We start from the raw sequence: 17220 nt of genomic DNA on the forward strand, positions 1-17220 counted from the left end.
ACATAAAGCAAAAAGGGTTACTTAACTGATTGAAGTTAAGTAACCCTTTTTTTTGCCTATGTTTTATATTTTTAAAATGAATTCATATTACTCAAATTGATAATCACTTCTTAACAATGCTGACCGCATTATTTTGTTGTTGCGCACTCAAGCTTAGCAGTGAGATTTGGCATAATTAAATTGGGTGACGCACGAGGGAAATCAAAGCTTTCAACACCTTTTATTAGTTCTAACTTATACCCATAAGAACCGCAAATTAAATAACTTCTGCGTAATAAAAATGCAGATAAACGCTCAAAGCTGACTTTATTATTCGGAATAACTTCTAACTGATAATGGCTGTCATCAAATTGAGTTCTTTTGAATTGTAGTTTGTGATCAAAATCCCATTCTGACTGAGCTTGACCTAAAACGACTTGACTAGGTCCTGCACAAGCCGCTAACAATGAAATACATAACAAAAAAACAATAGAGTGAAGTGCTGATTTTAGAGTGAAATTTAACATAGTTACCATCCTTTTAACTGTTGTCTTAACAGTCTAGCAAATAGAAAGCTATGACAGCAATAGTGTTAAATCAGTTACTTAAAAGAAATTATATGTCGACAGGATGCTCAATCAAATTAAAACTCGTTTTTGGCTCACCGTAGACATAAATACTACAATTCATCCAACTTGTAGGAATTCTCCAAGTATTATTATTTTCTACCGTATAAACATGACGTTTATTAGCGCAACGAACATCTAAAGTATGCAAGGACCCTTCAATATTGGTTAATGAAAACTCATTTCTAACTAAGTCTGCATACCAGTAATCACTATCAATAGCAGCATCAATAACTATATCCTTATCACTACTGATTACAGAATCAATATCTGCCATGACCTTTTTAAGTTTTGCTAAATAAGGCTTAGCCTCTTCAAGCTTAATAAGCTGTTTATAGGTAGCAAATGCACTTTGAAACTTAGATAAAGTCGTCTCTAAGTAAAATTGTTGATACAGCACTGAAAATTTTAAATTCTCACTTTTTACTCCGCTATCAAGGGTCACTCGATCAAGGTGATATAACTGTAATGTATCATTACCTATTTCTCTTGCATAATTTGCCGCAAGAATGTGCATGTAGTTATTCTCACTCAGGTGCATTGTTTTTCGTGCATTCATCTTAGCTAATTGATGCTCTACTGCCTGGTAATCTTTATCTTTCAAGGCTTGAGTAGCTATTTCATATTTTTTCTTAAATCTTCGAGACACTCCTTTAGTTCCAACGTTCTTGCCCATACGGTAATCCATTTGTACTGTATTAACACACTGCTGTATTGGCTTACCATTTTCAAATGCCGGTTGATACTTCCATTTAGTCACGGCTTTTAGCGTTGCCTTATCAAAATCTTCGCTACCAGAAGATTCTTTAACTAAAGCATCAGATACGTTGCCTTTTTCATCAATAACAAAACTAAGAATTGTCCAGCCTTCACGGCCTTCTCGAGCCGCGTCAATAGGATATTTAGGTTGAATACGTTCAATAGGCTCAGGAATGATAATCGTTGATAGGTGCTGAGAAATTTCGTTGGCAGAAACTTGGCCGTTAGTGCTAACAGCTAGAAGAGCAACGGCACTCGCGTAGAGTATTTTATGACTCATAATTAAATCCTTTTATTTGTAGCGTCGCCCAAGGTTAACAGAATGTTAACCTTCAATCTATAGGCACAAAAAAACCAATTATAAATGACTAAAATTAGTCCCTACAATTGGTTTTATTAAATAATTTTTATTTCGCTAACCGAAAGTAAACGTTATTATTTTTTCTTTTTAACTGCTTTAGCATTTGGTAAATCAGTGATTGAACCTTCAAAGATTTCTGCTGCTAAGCCAATTGACTCATTTAACGTTGGGTGAGCATGAATGGTTAAACCAATATCTTCTGCATCAGCACCCATTTCAACGGCTAAACAAATTTCGCCTAACATTTCGCCAGCATTGATACCCACGATAGCGCCACCAAGTATACGACCTGTTTCTTTTTCGAAGATTAACTTAGTTTTACCTTCGGTACGTGCAGAAGCGATAGCACGGCCAGATGCAGCCCAAGGGAAATTAGCGATTTCAATGTTTAAACCTTGCTCTTTCGCTTCAGATTCAGTAACACCAACCCAAGCCATTTCTGGATCAGTATAAGCAATTGAAGGGATACAACGAGGTTCGAAAGTATGCTTCTTACCAGAAATAACTTCAGCTGCACAATGTGCTTCATGAACGGCTTTATGCGCAAGCATAGGTTGACCAACAACATCACCAATAGCGAAGATGTGTGGCACGTTAGTACGAAGCTCGTTAGTTACGTTGATGAAACCACGCTCATCAACATTTACACCCGCTTTATCAGCAGCAACTAAGTGACCATTTGGCTTACGGCCAACAGCAACTAAAATCTTGTCATAACGTACTTGTTCTTTTGGTGCTTTTTTACCTTCAAAAGTAACGTATAAACCATCATCTTTTGCTTCAACAGCAACAACTTTAGTAGACAACATGATGTTGAATTTTTTCTTGTTGTAGTTGTTATAAACTCTAACGATATCTTTATCAGCTGCTGGTACTAATTGATCAGCAAACTCAACAACAGATACATTAGAACCTAAAGCAGAATATACAGTACCCATTTCTAGGCCAATGATACCGCCACCAAGTACTAATAATTCTTCTGGAACATCTTTAAGTTCTAGTGCGCCCGTTGAATCAATAACACGTGGGTCATCGTTAGGGATAAATGGTAAGTCAATTACTGAAGAACCCGCTGCGATAATTGCGTTATCAAAAGTAATAGTCGTTTTTTCGCCGTCATTACCTTCAACTTCGATAGTTTTATCAGAAGTGAATTTACCGTAACCGTATACTGTAGCGACTTTACGGGCTTTAGACATGCTGCCTAAACCACCAGTAAGTTGAGCAATTACGCTTTCTTTCCAGCCACGGATTTTATCTAAATCAATTTCAGGTTTACCGAAAGTAACACCGTGAGAAGCCATTGCAGCTGCATCATCAATAACTTTAGCAACGTGAAGTAATGCTTTTGATGGGATACAACCAACGTTTAAACAAACGCCACCTAATGTTTCACGGCTTTCAACTAATACTACGTCTAAACCTAAATCTGCTGCACGAAATGCCGCAGAATAACCACCAGGGCCTGCACCTAATACTACTACTTGAGTTTTGATATTGTTACTCATGCTTATCCTCATTGAATATGTAAGCTGATATAGGGTTTCTGTATCAGCTTTTATTTATAATAATTTCTTGTGGCGAAATTCTACGCCTATGCGTTGAATTTCGCCAATATTAATTAACCACTGCCGACTAAAGTCTGAGTGCCTAACGCTTGAATGTACGGATTAAAGTACTAACTTACGAATGTCAGACATAACACCTGCTAAATGCACAGTGAAACGTGCAGCTAATGCACCATCAATAACGCGATGATCGTAAGACATTGATAATGGCAACATCAATTTAGGTTCGAAGTCTTTACCATTCCACTTAGGTTTTATTTCTGATTTAGAAACACCTAAAATAGCCACTTCTGGTGCATTAACGATTGGCGTAAATGCCGTACCGCCAATACCACCCAGGCTAGAAATAGTAAAACAACCACCTTGCATATCTGTTGCTTTTAGCTTGCCATCACGTGCTTTCATACTGATTTCAAGTAATTCACGAGATAACTGATGAATACCTTTTTGATCAACATCACGAACTACCGGTACAACCAAACCATTTGGAGTATCAACCGCAACACCTATGTGAATGTACTTTTTAAGAATCAAGCTTTCACCGTCTTCACTCAAGCTTGAGTTAAACGTTGGGAATGCACGTAATGCATCTGCCGCTGCTTTCAAGATGAAAACTAATGGTGTAATTTTAAAACCAAGCTTTTGCTTTTCACAAACAACGTTCTGTTCTTTACGGAACGCTTCAACGTTAGTGATATCAGCTTCATCGAATTGAGTAACATGTGGAATAGTTACCCAATTACGATGTAAAAATGGTCCAGATATTTTCTGAATACGCGTTAATGCTTTCGTTTCAATTTCGCCAAATTTAGAGAAATCAATCGCTTTAGCACTCACTACTTGTAAACCACCTTCACCCGCAGCAACTGAACTACCTGCATTCGCTTTTGGACGAGATAGCTCATATTTAACATATGATTGCACATCTTCTTTTAAGATTCGGCCTTTACGACCAGTGCCTTTCACTAAGGTTAAATCAACACCAAATTCACGTGCAAGACGACGAATTGAAGGTGAAGTGTAAATAGTACCTTTCTTGACATTACCCGCTTGTGGATGATGTGGAACAGGTGCTGATTTTACAACTGCAGGGGCTGCAATAGGAGCAGCCGCTACTGGTGCAGCTTGAACTGCAGGTGCTGCAGCAACAGGTGCAACGCCGCCAGCAGTTTCAAGTTTTATAACCAGAGAACCTTGCTTAACTTTGTCACCGTTGCTAATAAATACTTCTTTCACAGTACCGGCATGCGTTGATGGAACATCCATCGTTGCTTTATCTGTTTCAAGTGTGATTAAACCATCTTCTTCTTCAATCACATCACCAACGCTAACTAATACTTCAATAACGTCGACTTCGCCGTCTTCGCCAATATCAGGTACTGCGATTTCAATCACTTGCGAGGCAGTAGCAACAGCGGCAGCTACTGGAGCCGCTTCAACAACAGCAGCAACCGGTGCTACAGGTGTTTCAACTACGGCTGCAACAGGCGCTTCTTCAGCTGGAGCAGATACTGCACCAGTCGCCTTCATTTCAGCAATAATATCGCCTTCTTTAATTTTGTCGCCAACTTTTACGGTTAAGCTAACAAGCTCACCCGCAAACGGTGCTGGAATATCCATTGAAGCTTTATCAGTTTCAACAGTAACAATACCTTCATCTGCTTCTAAGGTATCGCCAACCGCAAAACAAATTTCAATGATTTCAACTTCGTCGCCACCCACATCAGGGACTAGAACTTTTTCTATAGACATAATATTTTCCTTATTAATACTCGTTACCAATCACATTGTATGTTTCAGAGTGCTTGAGCAATTTCAATTCAAGGCGCTGTGATGAAATAATGGCTATTCCATTATAAGTCACAGCAACGATGAAGTGATGTTACTCAAGCGCTTCTTCGATGGGTTTAAAATAACTTTATACGGCGTTAAATAATCAAAACATAGAATGACTATGTTTAAATAATTTTCCTTGCCTAAAGTCATTTTAATTCCCACTGAAACCCTTCAATTTGAATGACAACGAGTATTTACGCTAATTAAGCGTAAAGTGGGTTAAGTTTTTCAGTATCAATATCAAAGCGTTTGATTGCTTCTGTAACTACTGAACGTTTGATTTCACCGCGATTCGCTAACTCGAATAATGCCGCTACAACAACGTAAGCTGCACTTACTTCAAAGTGAGTACGTAAATTTGCACGACTATCACTACGACCAAAACCATCAGTACCTAAACAACGGTATTCAGTATCAAGATATGCGCGTACTTGATCAGAGTAGTTTTTGATATAGTCAGTTGCAGCAATCGCAGGACCCGCTTCTTTAGTAATAATCTTTGCAATGTATGGTACACGCTGTTCACTTTCAGGGTGAAGCATGTTCCAACGAGTCACGTCTTGTCCATCACGGCCTAGTTGGTTAAATGACGTTACTGAGTAAACATCACTAGAAACATTGTAATCATTCGCTAGAATTTGAGCTGCTTCACGTACTTTTTCAAGGATAGTACCTGAACCTAGCAACTGAACATTAGCAGTCGCTTTACCTTTAGCAGGTGCAGCTTGTTCTAGTTGATAAATACCTTTAATGATTTCATCTTCAACCGTTTTGTTGTCAGGTATTGCTGGATGTTGGTAGTTTTCATTCATTAACGTTAAGTAGAAGAAAACATTTTCATTTTCTTCATACATGCGACGTAAACCTTCACGCACGATAACAGCAATTTCATAACCGTAAGTTGGATCATAAGTAACACAGTTAGGGATTAGACCCGCTTGTACATGTGAATGACCATCTTGATGTTGCAGACCTTCACCGTTAAGTGTTGTTCTACCTGCAGTAGCACCTAATAAGAAACCACGTGCTTGGCTATCGCCTGCTGCCCATGCTAAATCACCGACACGTTGGAAACCAAACATTGAGTAGTAGATGTAGAACGGAATAGTAGTCGCGTTACAAGTAGAGTAAGACGTACCCGATGCAACCCAAGAGGCCATAGCACCTAATTCGTTAATACCTTCTTGTAGAACTTGCCCTTTTTTATCTTCACGATAATAAGCAACTTGGTCAGCATCTTGTGGAACATACTTCTGACCTTCACTTGCATAAATACCAACTTGACGGAATAAACCTTCCATACCAAAGGTACGTGCTTCATCAGGAATGATTGGCACAATGCGCTTACCGATTTTCTTATCTTTTAATAAGCTATTAAGTACACGCACAAAGGTCATTGTTGATGATACTTGACGCTCACCTGAACCCTTTAAGATAGGATCAAAGATTTTAAGCGCTGGAATTTCAAGTTGCTCTTCCGCTTGAACACGACGTGCTGGTAATGAACCACCTAATGCTTCACGACGTGCTTTCATGTACTTGAATTCTTCGCTGTCTTCTGGAAACTTGTAGAAAGGTAAGTCAGCAATATCTTCATCTTTTACTGGAATATTGAAACGATCGCGGTAATGTTTAATTGCTTCAACGTCCATTTTCTTAACGTTATGTGCAATATTTAATGCTTCACCAGATGCACCTAAACCAAAACCTTTAACTGTTTTAGCTAAGATAACAGTAGGACGACCTTTAGTATTCATTGCTTTTTCATAAGCTGCATATACTTTAACTGGATCATGACCACCACGGTTCAAACGCCAAATGTCATCATCTGACATGTTAGCAACCATTGCGGCTGTTTCTGGGTATTTGTTAAAGAAGTTTTCGCGCGTGTATTTACCACCTTTCGCTTTACAGTTTTGGTATTCGCCATCCACTGTTTCATTCATTAACTGCAATAATTTACCTGAGGTATCACGAGCAATAAGTGAATCCCAGTAAGAACCCCAAATAACTTTCACTACTTCCCAGCCTGCGCCACGGAATGTACCTTCAAGTTCTTGAATAATTTTACCGTTACCACGTACCGGACCATCTAAACGTTGTAAGTTACAGTTAACAACAAAACATAAGTTATCTAAACCTTCACGTGAAGCTAAACCAATAGCACCTAATGATTCTGGCTCATCTGTTTCACCGTCACCTAAGTAACAGTAAACACGTTGACCTGAACAGTCTTTAATACCACGATCAGTTAAGTATTTTAAGAAGCGTGCCGTGTAGATAGCTTGTAATGGACCTAGACCCATAGAAACTGTTGGGAACTGCCAAAAATCTTTCATTAAATGTGGATGAGGGTATGAAGATAAACCTTTGCCATCACACTCTTGGCGGAAGTTGTTCATTTGATCTTCAGTTAAACGCCCTTCCATGAAAGCACGTGAATAAATACCTGGAGAAATATGACCTTGTGCGAAAATAAAATCGCCGCCATTTTCTGGCGTTGCCGCTTTAAAGAAGTGGTTAAAACCTACATCATACAAAGTAGATGAAGAGGCAAAACTACCAATATGACCGCCAAGCTCTAAATCTTTTTTAGAGGCACGTAATACTAAGACCAAAGCGTTCCAACGAATTGCAGCACGAATACGTGATTCAATAGTTTGGTCCGCAGGCATGTTTGGCTCTTGACCTGGCGGGATAGTATTTACATAAGCAGTAGTTGCATCAAATGGTAAATGAGTACCACCACGACGTGCGCGTTCAATTAACGTTTCTAATAATTGATGTGCGCGCTCTGGGCCTTCATTTTCTAATACTGACTCCATTGATTCTAACCACTCTTGGGTTTCTGCTGAATCAATATCGATATTTGGTAGATCTGACATATTGTTTAGTCTCCAATACTTTTTTATTTAATAAAAAGTTTTAATTAAATGTTTAAAATTAAATTTCTAACTATTCGTTATTTCACTACATAAATTCTTTTACATTCTGCGCATTGAACGTTCCATGCGACTGTTTTCTTGTGTACATTTCTTTAAAGAGTAATAATACTTCTTCGATAAACGCTAAATGTCGATGACTTGCACCCCAAGCCTTTTGAGGTTCGCCACTGACTTATCTACATTCTGCGCATTGAACGTTCCATGCGACTGTTTTCTTGTGTACATTTCTTTGAAGAGTAATAATACTTCTTCGATAAACGCTAGATGTCGATGACTTACTCCCCAAGCCTTTTGAGGTTCGCCACTGACTTATCTACATTCTGCGCATTGAACGTTCCATGCGACTGTTTTCTTGTGTACATTTCTTTGAAGAGTAATAATACTTCATCGATAAACGCTAGATGTCGATGACTTACTACCCAAGCCTTTTGAGGTTCGCCACTGACTTATCTACATTCTTCGCATTGAACGTTCCATGCGACTGTTTTCTTGTGTCGATTTTAATAATACTTCTTCGATAAACGCTAAGTGTCTATGGCTTGCTCCCCAAGCTTTTTGGGGTTGGCCACTGAGAATGGCATCAAGCAAACGCTTTCTATAATCGGTAATCTTGCTAAAGATATCAGGCCGCTTTGCTAATACTGTTAAATTTTGTGCAATATTATCCGCTAATAATGACGACATGCTGCGAGCAAGCTGTAAAATTACCGCATTATGTGACGCTGCACAGATAGCTAAATGAAACTCAACAACGGCTTCAGCTTCCCCTCGAAAGTCATCTTCTAATTGGCTGTTACCAATTTCATTATGCTTTGCTTGAATTTGTTCAAAGTCCGCAGGTGTACCACGCATAGCAGCGTAGTATGACGCCATACCCTCAATACCATGGCGAAACTCTAATAAATCAAATTGTGATTCATTATTATTGGACATTAATTCAAACAAGGGATCAGAAAAACCGCTGAGTAAATTGTTACAAACAAAAGTGCCCCCACCTTGTTTACGTGTCACCAAACCTTTGGCTTCTAACTTCTGTATTGCTTCACGTAATGATGGTCTTGAGACTTCAAATTGCAGAGCAAGTTCACGCTCAGGTAATAATTTTTCACCTGGCTGTAAACTGCCTTCAATTATCATGCCTTCAAGCTGAGCTAAAATAATATCAGCTAATTTTTGTGGTTTTACTCGCCCAGTGTTTTTGGCTGCTTGTACTGATTTATTTGTCGTTACGTTTGTATTCATAAAAGTAAATTAACTAATTATTTCAATAATAATAAAAGACAATAAGGCTTGATATCACTCGCCAAACACATGGTAAATTGGTAAGACCAATCAGATTCTGGGTAATAAAGTAGCAAACATAGCTACTTTTGACAAGTAAATTTAGTTGATGGGTGGTGTTTATGCAAGTTTTTTATGCGCTAAAACAAATTATTTTAACTATTTTAGCGCATAAAAGGAGAGCAGATGGATTGGTCTGACCAATCCTATTTGACTAGATTTAATTAATTAAGCAGGCCACTAAGCGTCAAGATTGAAATAACGGCAAGGACAAGTAGAACATTACGTTTTGCCAGTCTAACGAGTAAACAAGGTTCTGCTGTGCAATCGTTTTCGTTTACCAAAAGGTCTTCCGATTTTTCTGCAACATCAATTAAAACTTGATGGGTTGGTTTTTGACTATCAAACAAACTTTCTAACCAAACAGGCATCGCTTTGGAGAAGTGACCGACAAACATATAACCGAAAGAAGCTATACGCACAGGTAACCAGTCTAACCAAAAAAGTACATCATGATGGTTTTGACAGCCATTCATGATATTTGGCGCAACGTTACCCTCATGAACAGCTTGATGATGCTCTTCAGATTCAATGTCGCTTTCATCTACTGAACTGACTTCTGCTTGAGCTTTATTTTCAGCGGCACTAGCCATACATTTTGCTTTTTTATGTTCAATAACTGTCGTTAACAAACGGTAAAATACCGCGCCAGCAGCACCAAAAACGGTGAAGAACAGCATAATAGCAATGTAATAACGGTAGTTTAACCAAATAAGTGCTTGGCCGAAGCCCATCTCTGGCAAATTTTTATCTGATAATAATTGCTCGTGATGCATTTCTGTCGTCGTTTCTTCACCACGAAAAGCAGAATGCAAATAACTCTTGTAGCTCTTTCTAGTGGTGGTACAACCAAAACAAACAATAAGTATCACGGTAGAAAATAATAGTTGCAGTACGGAGTTATCAATAACGTCAAGTAATAGGTATGTCGCAATAACTGGCAAGATAATAAACACTGCACTAGCGGTAGTACCTTGCTTAGCAGTAAAGTTTTTGCTAAAAAAATGGTGATAATGTTGGTAATAAAAATTAAATTGCCATACTTTTGCAGATAAAGATCGATCGGCTGCTAATGCAATTAATAAACTTAATAAACTCATGTTAGGTGTTGTTCCTTGTCGCTTGTTCAGTCAAACACTGACGAAAGTATTGCCAGTCAAATACCGGCCCGGGATCGGTTTTTCTAACCGGGGCAATATCACAATGACCAACAACATTGTCCATAATAATAGCAGGAAATTGATCTTGCAAACAAAGTGTTAACGAGATTAATTGCTGATATTGTTCTGCTGTATAAGAGATATCATCTGTACCTTCCAATTCAATGCCGATGGAATAATCATTACAACGATCTCTTTTGTTAAATGATGAAACTCCTGCATGCCAAGCTTTGTCAGTAAAAGCAACATATTGAATCACATGACCATCACGGCGAATAAGGCAATGTGCTGAAACCTCAACACCTCTTAAGTCATTAAAACTGACATGGGCGTTACAGTCTAATTGGCCAAGAAATAAATCACTAATGTAATTCCCGCCAAATTGCCCTGCAGGCAATGAGATATTATGAACAACAAGTAAACTAATTTCTTCATCCAATTCACGTGGAGAGTAAAACGGTGACGGCAGGTGTTCTGCCTGAGTTAGCCAGCCAGAGGAAATTGAAAACATGTGTTTCTCATTTTTATAGTGATTAATGCGTTTAGTATATATTCGCTTCACTTGAAGATGCTCGTTTCAGGAAGTCTGAGCGATTCATAATCAAGTATCATCAAGTGGAGCGGGTGTAAGATTACACTTTGTACTTTATTACTTGCTAACATACAATATCGGTACCCTTAATCAAAGGCTGCTTAGTATGGCTGAAGTTGACCCAACAAACAAAATGGCAAAAATATTCGTTTGGATAGCCTGGATAATTGGCTTAGCGCTATTAATGTTCGTGTTTCAGGATGTTCTAGACGAGCAATACAATCCAAATAGCCGCCCGGAAATGCGCTTAACGGAGAATGGCCAAGCTGAGGTGATTTTAGATCAAAATCGGCAAGGTCATTATGTTGCCCGTGGCACAATAAATGAGACTCCTGTTACCTTTTTACTCGATACGGGTGCAACTCAAGTATCAATACCTGCACATATTGCTGAGCAGTTAGGTTTAGTCGCACAAGGAAATTATCGAGTACAAACGGCTAATGGCAGCATTACCGTTTATAAAACTGAAATTGCCCAATTGAGCTTAGGTAATATTTTCTTGTATAATGTCGCCGCTCACATTAACCCAGCAATGAAAGCAGATGAAATACTTTTAGGCATGAGCGCACTAAAACAAGTAGACTTTTATCAAACGGGTAAACAATTAATCTTACGGGACCCCCTGTAATAGGAAGAAAGCAATGCTTAGTTCACAATTAGAAAAATTACAGCAAGATATTAGCAAAACAATCTCTTGGGCCCTTTGTGAAGATTTAGGTGCCGTTGATAATGCTATGCCTCAAGCAAGCCAAGATATTACCGCGATGTTAATTCCCGAAAATGAGCAAGCGGTTGCCACTGTAATTACCCGTGAAGATTGTATCGTTTGTGGTGTTGCTTGGGTGAATGAAGTATTCAAACAACTTGATGCTTCCTTAAATAGAACCGTTGAGCAAGCGACAAAAATCACTTGGTTCGTTAATGATGGCGAATCTGTTGCCGCTAATAGCACTCTGTTCGAACTCGAAGGAGATGCGCGTACTTTGTTGACCGGTGAGCGTGTTGCCTTAAATTTTTTGCAGACGTTGTCAGGAACCGCCACCTTAACCAGTCACTATGTGAAAGAGTTAGCCGGCAGTGAGACTAAACTCCTTGATACCCGTAAAACGTTACCTGGATTACGAAGTGCACAAAAATATGCAGTGCTTTGTGGTGGTGGTGTAAACCACAGAATTGGTTTATTCGATGCATTTTTAATAAAAGAAAACCATATTGCCGCTTGTGGTGGTATTAGCCAAGCAGTTGCTACTGCTAAAAGCAATCACAGTGATAAGACTGTTGAAGTGGAAGTAGAGTCTCTCGATGAGCTTGAACAAGCACTTAACGCGGGTGCTGATATTATCATGCTTGATAACTTCACCCCTGAAATGATAGAACAAGCCGTCACGGCAACACGTGGCAAAGCAAAACTCGAAGTCTCTGGCAATATGACCATTGAAATTTTGCAAAAATACGCCAAAGCAGGCGTCGATTACATATCAAGTGGCGCACTAACCAAACATGTTAACGCTATTGATTTATCTATGCGCTTTAAATAGACGCTACGATTCATAAAAAAAGCGTTAAGCATCTTATGCTTAACGCTTTTTTTATGAGAGGTTGATCGTATATTTCAAATAAATTAGATTTAATTAGGTTCCCATTAATCCCCAAACTACAGCCACAAGAGCCGTTACTGCTATCATGATGCTGTATATAGTGCCAATAAAACTAAATTTTACGATGGTAAAAAAGTAGCCCTGTTTATACACTTTCTTCTGCATTAAAAATAAATAAATGGGTATCCATAACAATAAACCGCCTGCAACTAGTCCAACAAAATTTGCCAGTTCTGGACTGTTGGTTTTTATATTAGCTTCTAATAAATCAAGCATTTCAGAAAGTAGTAATGCAATAAAAATAAAACTGTGACTATGCAAAGCCACCGTTAAATGCTCCATATATAATCGCTTAGAAAAAATAAACATCACTTTCAGTAATACCGCAAAAAGTGGCAGTAAAATAAACATCAACTGAGGAAGCTTACCTATAACTTGCTCAATGAGTGGGCCGGTATCTGAGTTAAAAGCTTTTTCAGCTTTTTTAATTAATTCTTTAAAAAAAACATTAACTTTTTTATTTTTTTCTTCGGAAAGAAAATCAAGTTGTACCGTTTCATCCCCATTGTCATCTAAATCTAAGTCTTTCTTAGCGTTAACGTCCTTATCATCGCTCTTCTCTTTTAAAAGACTAGTAATCAATGCATCAAAACGGGCTTGTTTATCAGTAGGTAACGGTTCTTTAACTTGCTCAAAATCCAACTCGACAAGTTTTCGCGTCAGTTTTATAATGCTTTTGTTATTACCTTGAGTATAGTCACTGTTTAAATCATTAAGATAAATGTTAAATCTTGCTAAATCAGCAGTTAATTTTGCCACCTTAGTAATAACTTCAACATTTTTTTCTACTTTATTTTCTAACGTGCTTCTCTCTGTTTCCAGCGTTTCTATATGGCTTTTAATCTCGGTAATCATACCTTGCTTGCCGTTTAGATTAATGACGTTATCATCACCCGCCACAAAAAACTTCAAGGTTATAAAAAACACAATACTAATAAATAAATACAATCGTAGCGGCGGTACATAATGCACCCTCCTACCAGCAAAATATTCATTCGTTAAAAAAGCGGGTCTAGTGAGTAATGGAATAACTGTCCGACTGGCGCGAGAATCAAAACTAAAAATATCATCTAATAGGTGCATGATAACCACCCAAAAATATTTCAATTTCGAATCGGCCTCTTGTCCACAATGAGCACAATAAGGTCCATTTAATGGGAAATGGCAATTTTCACAGCTTTGATTATCCTCAATCGGGACAATTACCACATCATTTGTAGATTCGGCTTCAGTTAACTCTGTTGTTGGCATAATGAATAATTATTGAATAGCAATAGACAATAAAAGCATAACACTATGTGAATATAAAGTTACAAAGTAATTAAAAAACTTAAGTAAATAAGGTGTCGAGACTGATCTATTCTGCTAAATTGATATTTGAGATATAAGATCAATTCAATATATTTCAACTAACTCTATTAAGACTGGTCAACTATGCTTAGACATAATCACCAAAAAAACACATTGAAAATAAAGCCAAAAGCAGGAGAATTATAATGGCGTTTGAAGTTAAATTTGAATTAACCGAATCAGACTTAGAGCATTTCCGCGATGTTATGCGTAAAGCGCAAGCAGGTGCCAAACAACTTAGCGAGCAAGAGATTTTAGCTAATGCTAAAAAGATTAGTCAAAATATAAAAGATAATGTACCCGAGTTTGTTCGTGACCGAATTCAAAAGCTAGAAACTTTCGTTGCCATGATTGAAGATGATGAATGGCAGATCCCAAGTGACGAGCGAACCGAAGTATTAAGCGCTTTGGCTTACTTTAGTGATCCTGAAGATTTAGTACCTGATCATATTCCGGTATTAGGCTTTTTAGACGATGCAATTATGATCGAACTTGTTGCTGAAGAATTTAAAGATGATTTTGAAGCCTTTGAAGAGTTTTGCGCATACCGTCAACGTGAAGAAGGTCGTAGCGGAGATGCAACTATTACACGTGAAGAGTGGTTAGAGTCAAAACGTCACGAATTACATAGTAGAATGAGAAGTCGTCGTTCATCTAGACGAAGTGGCCGCTCTTCATTTCGTTCTGTTTTTTAAAGTAAACATCATTAAAGCTATTTCTATTTAATAATTAGAACCAGCTTTCAAAATGGCAAAGCATTGGCTTTGCCATTTTTTATCTTCTAATTTCAACTCTACCCCACTATTCTTTCTACAAATCGCTTGGTCTACCTGCATCCCCTTGACTATAATCACACACTCCTTGAGAAAATATTGCCCGTAAAGACGTTAACTGTTCAGCTAGCTCTATGCCACCATACATACCTTGTTTAATCGCTTGCTCAAACGGAATTTTATAACATTTGAAAACGCTGCCTTGCCAAGGACCTTCAGCTTGGATACGGCTATTTGAAAAAATAGCGTAATGCTCTGCACATGCTCCTCGTTTTAACATTTCATTTCCATAACCAACGTCGTTCCAATTACCATCCCAAACATCTTTTCCTTCCGCCAGTACAGCACCTTTATCATCAAAACAAGTATCTTTTAATTGTGTAGGTTTACTTTGAGCCGCATTAAGTTTCGGAAATTCAGTACGTTTTAATAGCCATATATCCATAAGGTCAAACGCTTTATTTGTCGGATCAAAATCACGTTTTGCCACCCAAATCACCTGATTGTCATAATGCCCATTAGCTTGTTGCAAACGTAAACGGGTACTGAAGGATGCTGACATATGATGCATGTCCAATTTTTCTTCTAAGTAATGGCGAACATCAATAATGGGTAAATCAAGTTTACCAATAAAAACCTGTCCTCCTCGATAAGCGGCTTCAATCGCGTTAAGTGAAGCACTACGTCGAGGTGCCATTTCATTATCAATCACTTGCGTTATATTATCGCTGCCCCATAACGAAATCCAAAATGGCATTTTACGCCCGAAGGGTGTCACAATGGTTTCAGCCTTCATTTGATGTTGTGCTTTCCAACTGCCGATATTTTTATTGAGATGAACAAATTCAGCTAAGGTTATTTTCTTTTGTTTTAAGGCATGTAGTCCATATTGCACCCCTTCATTATCCCATGTGCTCTCGACTAATCCGTATTTATCACGCCTGAACAGCCAAGCCATATCTTCCCAATAATTCCAATTCGTTTGCTCAACCACATCGTCACTATAAAAATGCCTTAAAAAACCCTGCCTAGGGTTATGAATAAAAGTTGATAAGCCAAAGTAACCGTTAATACATTCGCTATTGCCTTGAGGGAAACTCGGCACCATGCCGGCCATCAATTGAGCTACGGGTTGAAGAAAAGCAATTTTTTGTGGGAAATCTTGTAAGCTGTTCATGCCTTCAAGTAATTGTCGCTGCTCCCACTGTTGCCAACGCAGATTATCTGTTGCTCGAAAGGTAAAGTAATTATTAAATAAATCGCAATCTAAGGTATAAATTGTTTGGCTTAACATGTCAGGATAAGAATATTGAGGAATTAGGCCATCAAGAATTCCACGGCTATTTTGACCGATAAGATATTGTGCCAACCCTCCACCTGACCCACCAATACCCACTGTGTATAATGGCTCGCCAAATAAACTGATAAAATGAAGTTTAACTCTACGAGCAGTATCTTCTGCCAATAACATATTATAGGTATAGCTAGTGCGATTACCGCTTGAACTTATAATTGCATAACCTTTTTGCACTTCTTCTAAACGACGAGTAATTGTTCGTGTCGCTTTTTGTCTACCTTGCCTAAAACCTATGCCCGAACCGCCATGAAACTGATAAATTAATTTTTTATTCCACAGTGAGCTTACCGTACGCGTACCTAACTCTTCTGGGGTTACTGCCATAGCAATAGTGTATATAAAACGATTAATGCTACCTTGCTCTGCGCGAAACAATTGCAAAGGTAACTGGGCATCTCTTAAAGTGGTTAATTGAGAAAACTGCTCAGTAGCAATTTTAATGAGCTTTTCATCATTATTTAGATAATAAAACTGTAGATGACTTTTAAATAGGCAATCTTTTGAATAACCAATAACTTTACTGCGCTGTGCTAGATTTTCATAAACAGGCACACCGAAGCCTTCTTGGTTATCTACTAAAGGCTGACCTATATGAGAATCTATGGTCATACAATAGAACGGGTACTGCTTTGAGCCTGAATATAAAGAATTACTTGGGCCAACATCATCGAGCTTGACCGGAAAGTGAAATGTTTCTGTTGGTCGAGTAACTAAGCTAATATGCGGAGAAATTGGCAATAAAAAATTATCCTCTGCTGTGGCTAACCGCTTAACTTGCCGATATTTATAAGGCTGCTCAGCAGGATAAAGCCATACTAGAAAAGCAATCAGAGCGATAATAGATAATATAAGTTTTTTCTTTTGCATCACAACACCACCGAAAAAAATTACCCCACCTAAGTTAAATATAGTGGA

Annotated in this window: 13 protein-coding genes; 3 read left to right on the forward strand and 10 right to left on the reverse strand. The window is 38.2% G+C overall.

The features are described from left to right. Positions 1 to 128 precede the first annotated feature (128 nt). From CPS_RS21615 to ampD, 8 genes are all read right to left on the reverse strand, one after another. On the reverse strand, positions 129 to 506 hold the full coding sequence (locus tag CPS_RS21615; protein ID WP_011045522.1) for a hypothetical protein: 378 nt from the start codon (positions 504 to 506) through the stop codon (positions 129 to 131). A gap of 88 nt (positions 507 to 594) precedes the next feature. Then, positions 595 to 1644, reverse strand: coding sequence for an energy transducer TonB (locus CPS_RS21620; RefSeq protein WP_011045523.1), 1050 nt, complete (start codon positions 1642 to 1644; stop codon positions 595 to 597). A gap of 155 nt (positions 1645 to 1799) precedes the next feature. Beyond that, positions 1800 to 3233, reverse strand: coding sequence for a dihydrolipoyl dehydrogenase (gene lpdA / locus CPS_RS21625; RefSeq protein ID WP_011045524.1), 1434 nt, complete (start codon positions 3231 to 3233; stop codon positions 1800 to 1802). Between the two features lie 162 nt (positions 3234 to 3395). Continuing rightward, positions 3396 to 5045 (reverse strand): dihydrolipoyllysine-residue acetyltransferase, encoded by a 1650-nt coding sequence (gene aceF, locus CPS_RS21630; RefSeq protein WP_011045525.1) that lies wholly within the window; start codon positions 5043 to 5045, stop codon positions 3396 to 3398. Between the two features lie 287 nt (positions 5046 to 5332). After that, positions 5333 to 8014, reverse strand: coding sequence for a pyruvate dehydrogenase (acetyl-transferring), homodimeric type (gene aceE, locus CPS_RS21635; protein ID WP_011045527.1), 2682 nt, complete (start codon positions 8012 to 8014; stop codon positions 5333 to 5335). 510 nt (positions 8015 to 8524) lie between these two features. Then, complete coding sequence (gene pdhR / locus CPS_RS21640) at positions 8525 to 9316, reverse strand: pyruvate dehydrogenase complex transcriptional repressor PdhR (protein ID WP_011045528.1); 792 nt, start codon at positions 9314 to 9316, stop codon at positions 8525 to 8527. 263 nt (positions 9317 to 9579) lie between these two features. Beyond that, positions 9580 to 10515: a beta-lactamase regulator AmpE gene (ampE, locus tag CPS_RS21645; RefSeq protein ID WP_011045529.1), complete on the reverse strand. Its 936-nt coding sequence runs from the start codon at positions 10513 to 10515 to the stop codon at positions 9580 to 9582. A 1-nt stretch (position 10516) separates the two neighbouring features. Then, positions 10517 to 11086 (reverse strand): 1,6-anhydro-N-acetylmuramyl-L-alanine amidase AmpD, encoded by a 570-nt coding sequence (ampD, locus tag CPS_RS21650; RefSeq protein ID WP_011045530.1) that lies wholly within the window; start codon positions 11084 to 11086, stop codon positions 10517 to 10519. Between the two features lie 187 nt (positions 11087 to 11273). Between ampD and CPS_RS21655 the strand changes: the two genes are divergently transcribed. Beyond that, a complete protein-coding gene (locus CPS_RS21655; protein WP_041737176.1) occupies positions 11274 to 11795 on the forward strand; it encodes a retropepsin-like aspartic protease family protein in 522 nt (173 codons plus the stop codon). A gap of 13 nt (positions 11796 to 11808) precedes the next feature. Then, positions 11809 to 12705, forward strand: a complete 897-nt coding sequence (gene nadC / locus CPS_RS21660) for a carboxylating nicotinate-nucleotide diphosphorylase (RefSeq protein WP_011045532.1) — start codon at positions 11809 to 11811, stop codon at positions 12703 to 12705. A gap of 93 nt (positions 12706 to 12798) precedes the next feature. Here nadC and CPS_RS21665 read toward each other — a convergent pair whose 3' ends face one another. Continuing rightward, a complete protein-coding gene (locus tag CPS_RS21665; RefSeq protein ID WP_011045533.1) occupies positions 12799 to 14076 on the reverse strand; it encodes a DUF3667 domain-containing protein in 1278 nt (425 codons plus the stop codon). A gap of 245 nt (positions 14077 to 14321) precedes the next feature. On the opposite strand from CPS_RS21665, the gene CPS_RS21670 reads away from it, so the two are divergent. Next, positions 14322 to 14870, forward strand: coding sequence for a YkvA family protein (locus CPS_RS21670; RefSeq protein ID WP_011045534.1), 549 nt, complete (start codon positions 14322 to 14324; stop codon positions 14868 to 14870). Positions 14871 to 14985: 115 nt separating this feature from the next. On the opposite strand, the gene CPS_RS21675 is transcribed toward CPS_RS21670, so the two are convergent. Beyond that, positions 14986 to 17172, reverse strand: coding sequence for a DUF6351 family protein (locus CPS_RS21675; protein ID WP_011045535.1), 2187 nt, complete (start codon positions 17170 to 17172; stop codon positions 14986 to 14988). Positions 17173 to 17220: the final 48 nt, after the last annotated feature.

This window comes from Colwellia psychrerythraea 34H, assembly GCF_000012325.1.
Lineage (GTDB): Bacteria > Pseudomonadota > Gammaproteobacteria > Enterobacterales > Alteromonadaceae > Colwellia > Colwellia psychrerythraea_A.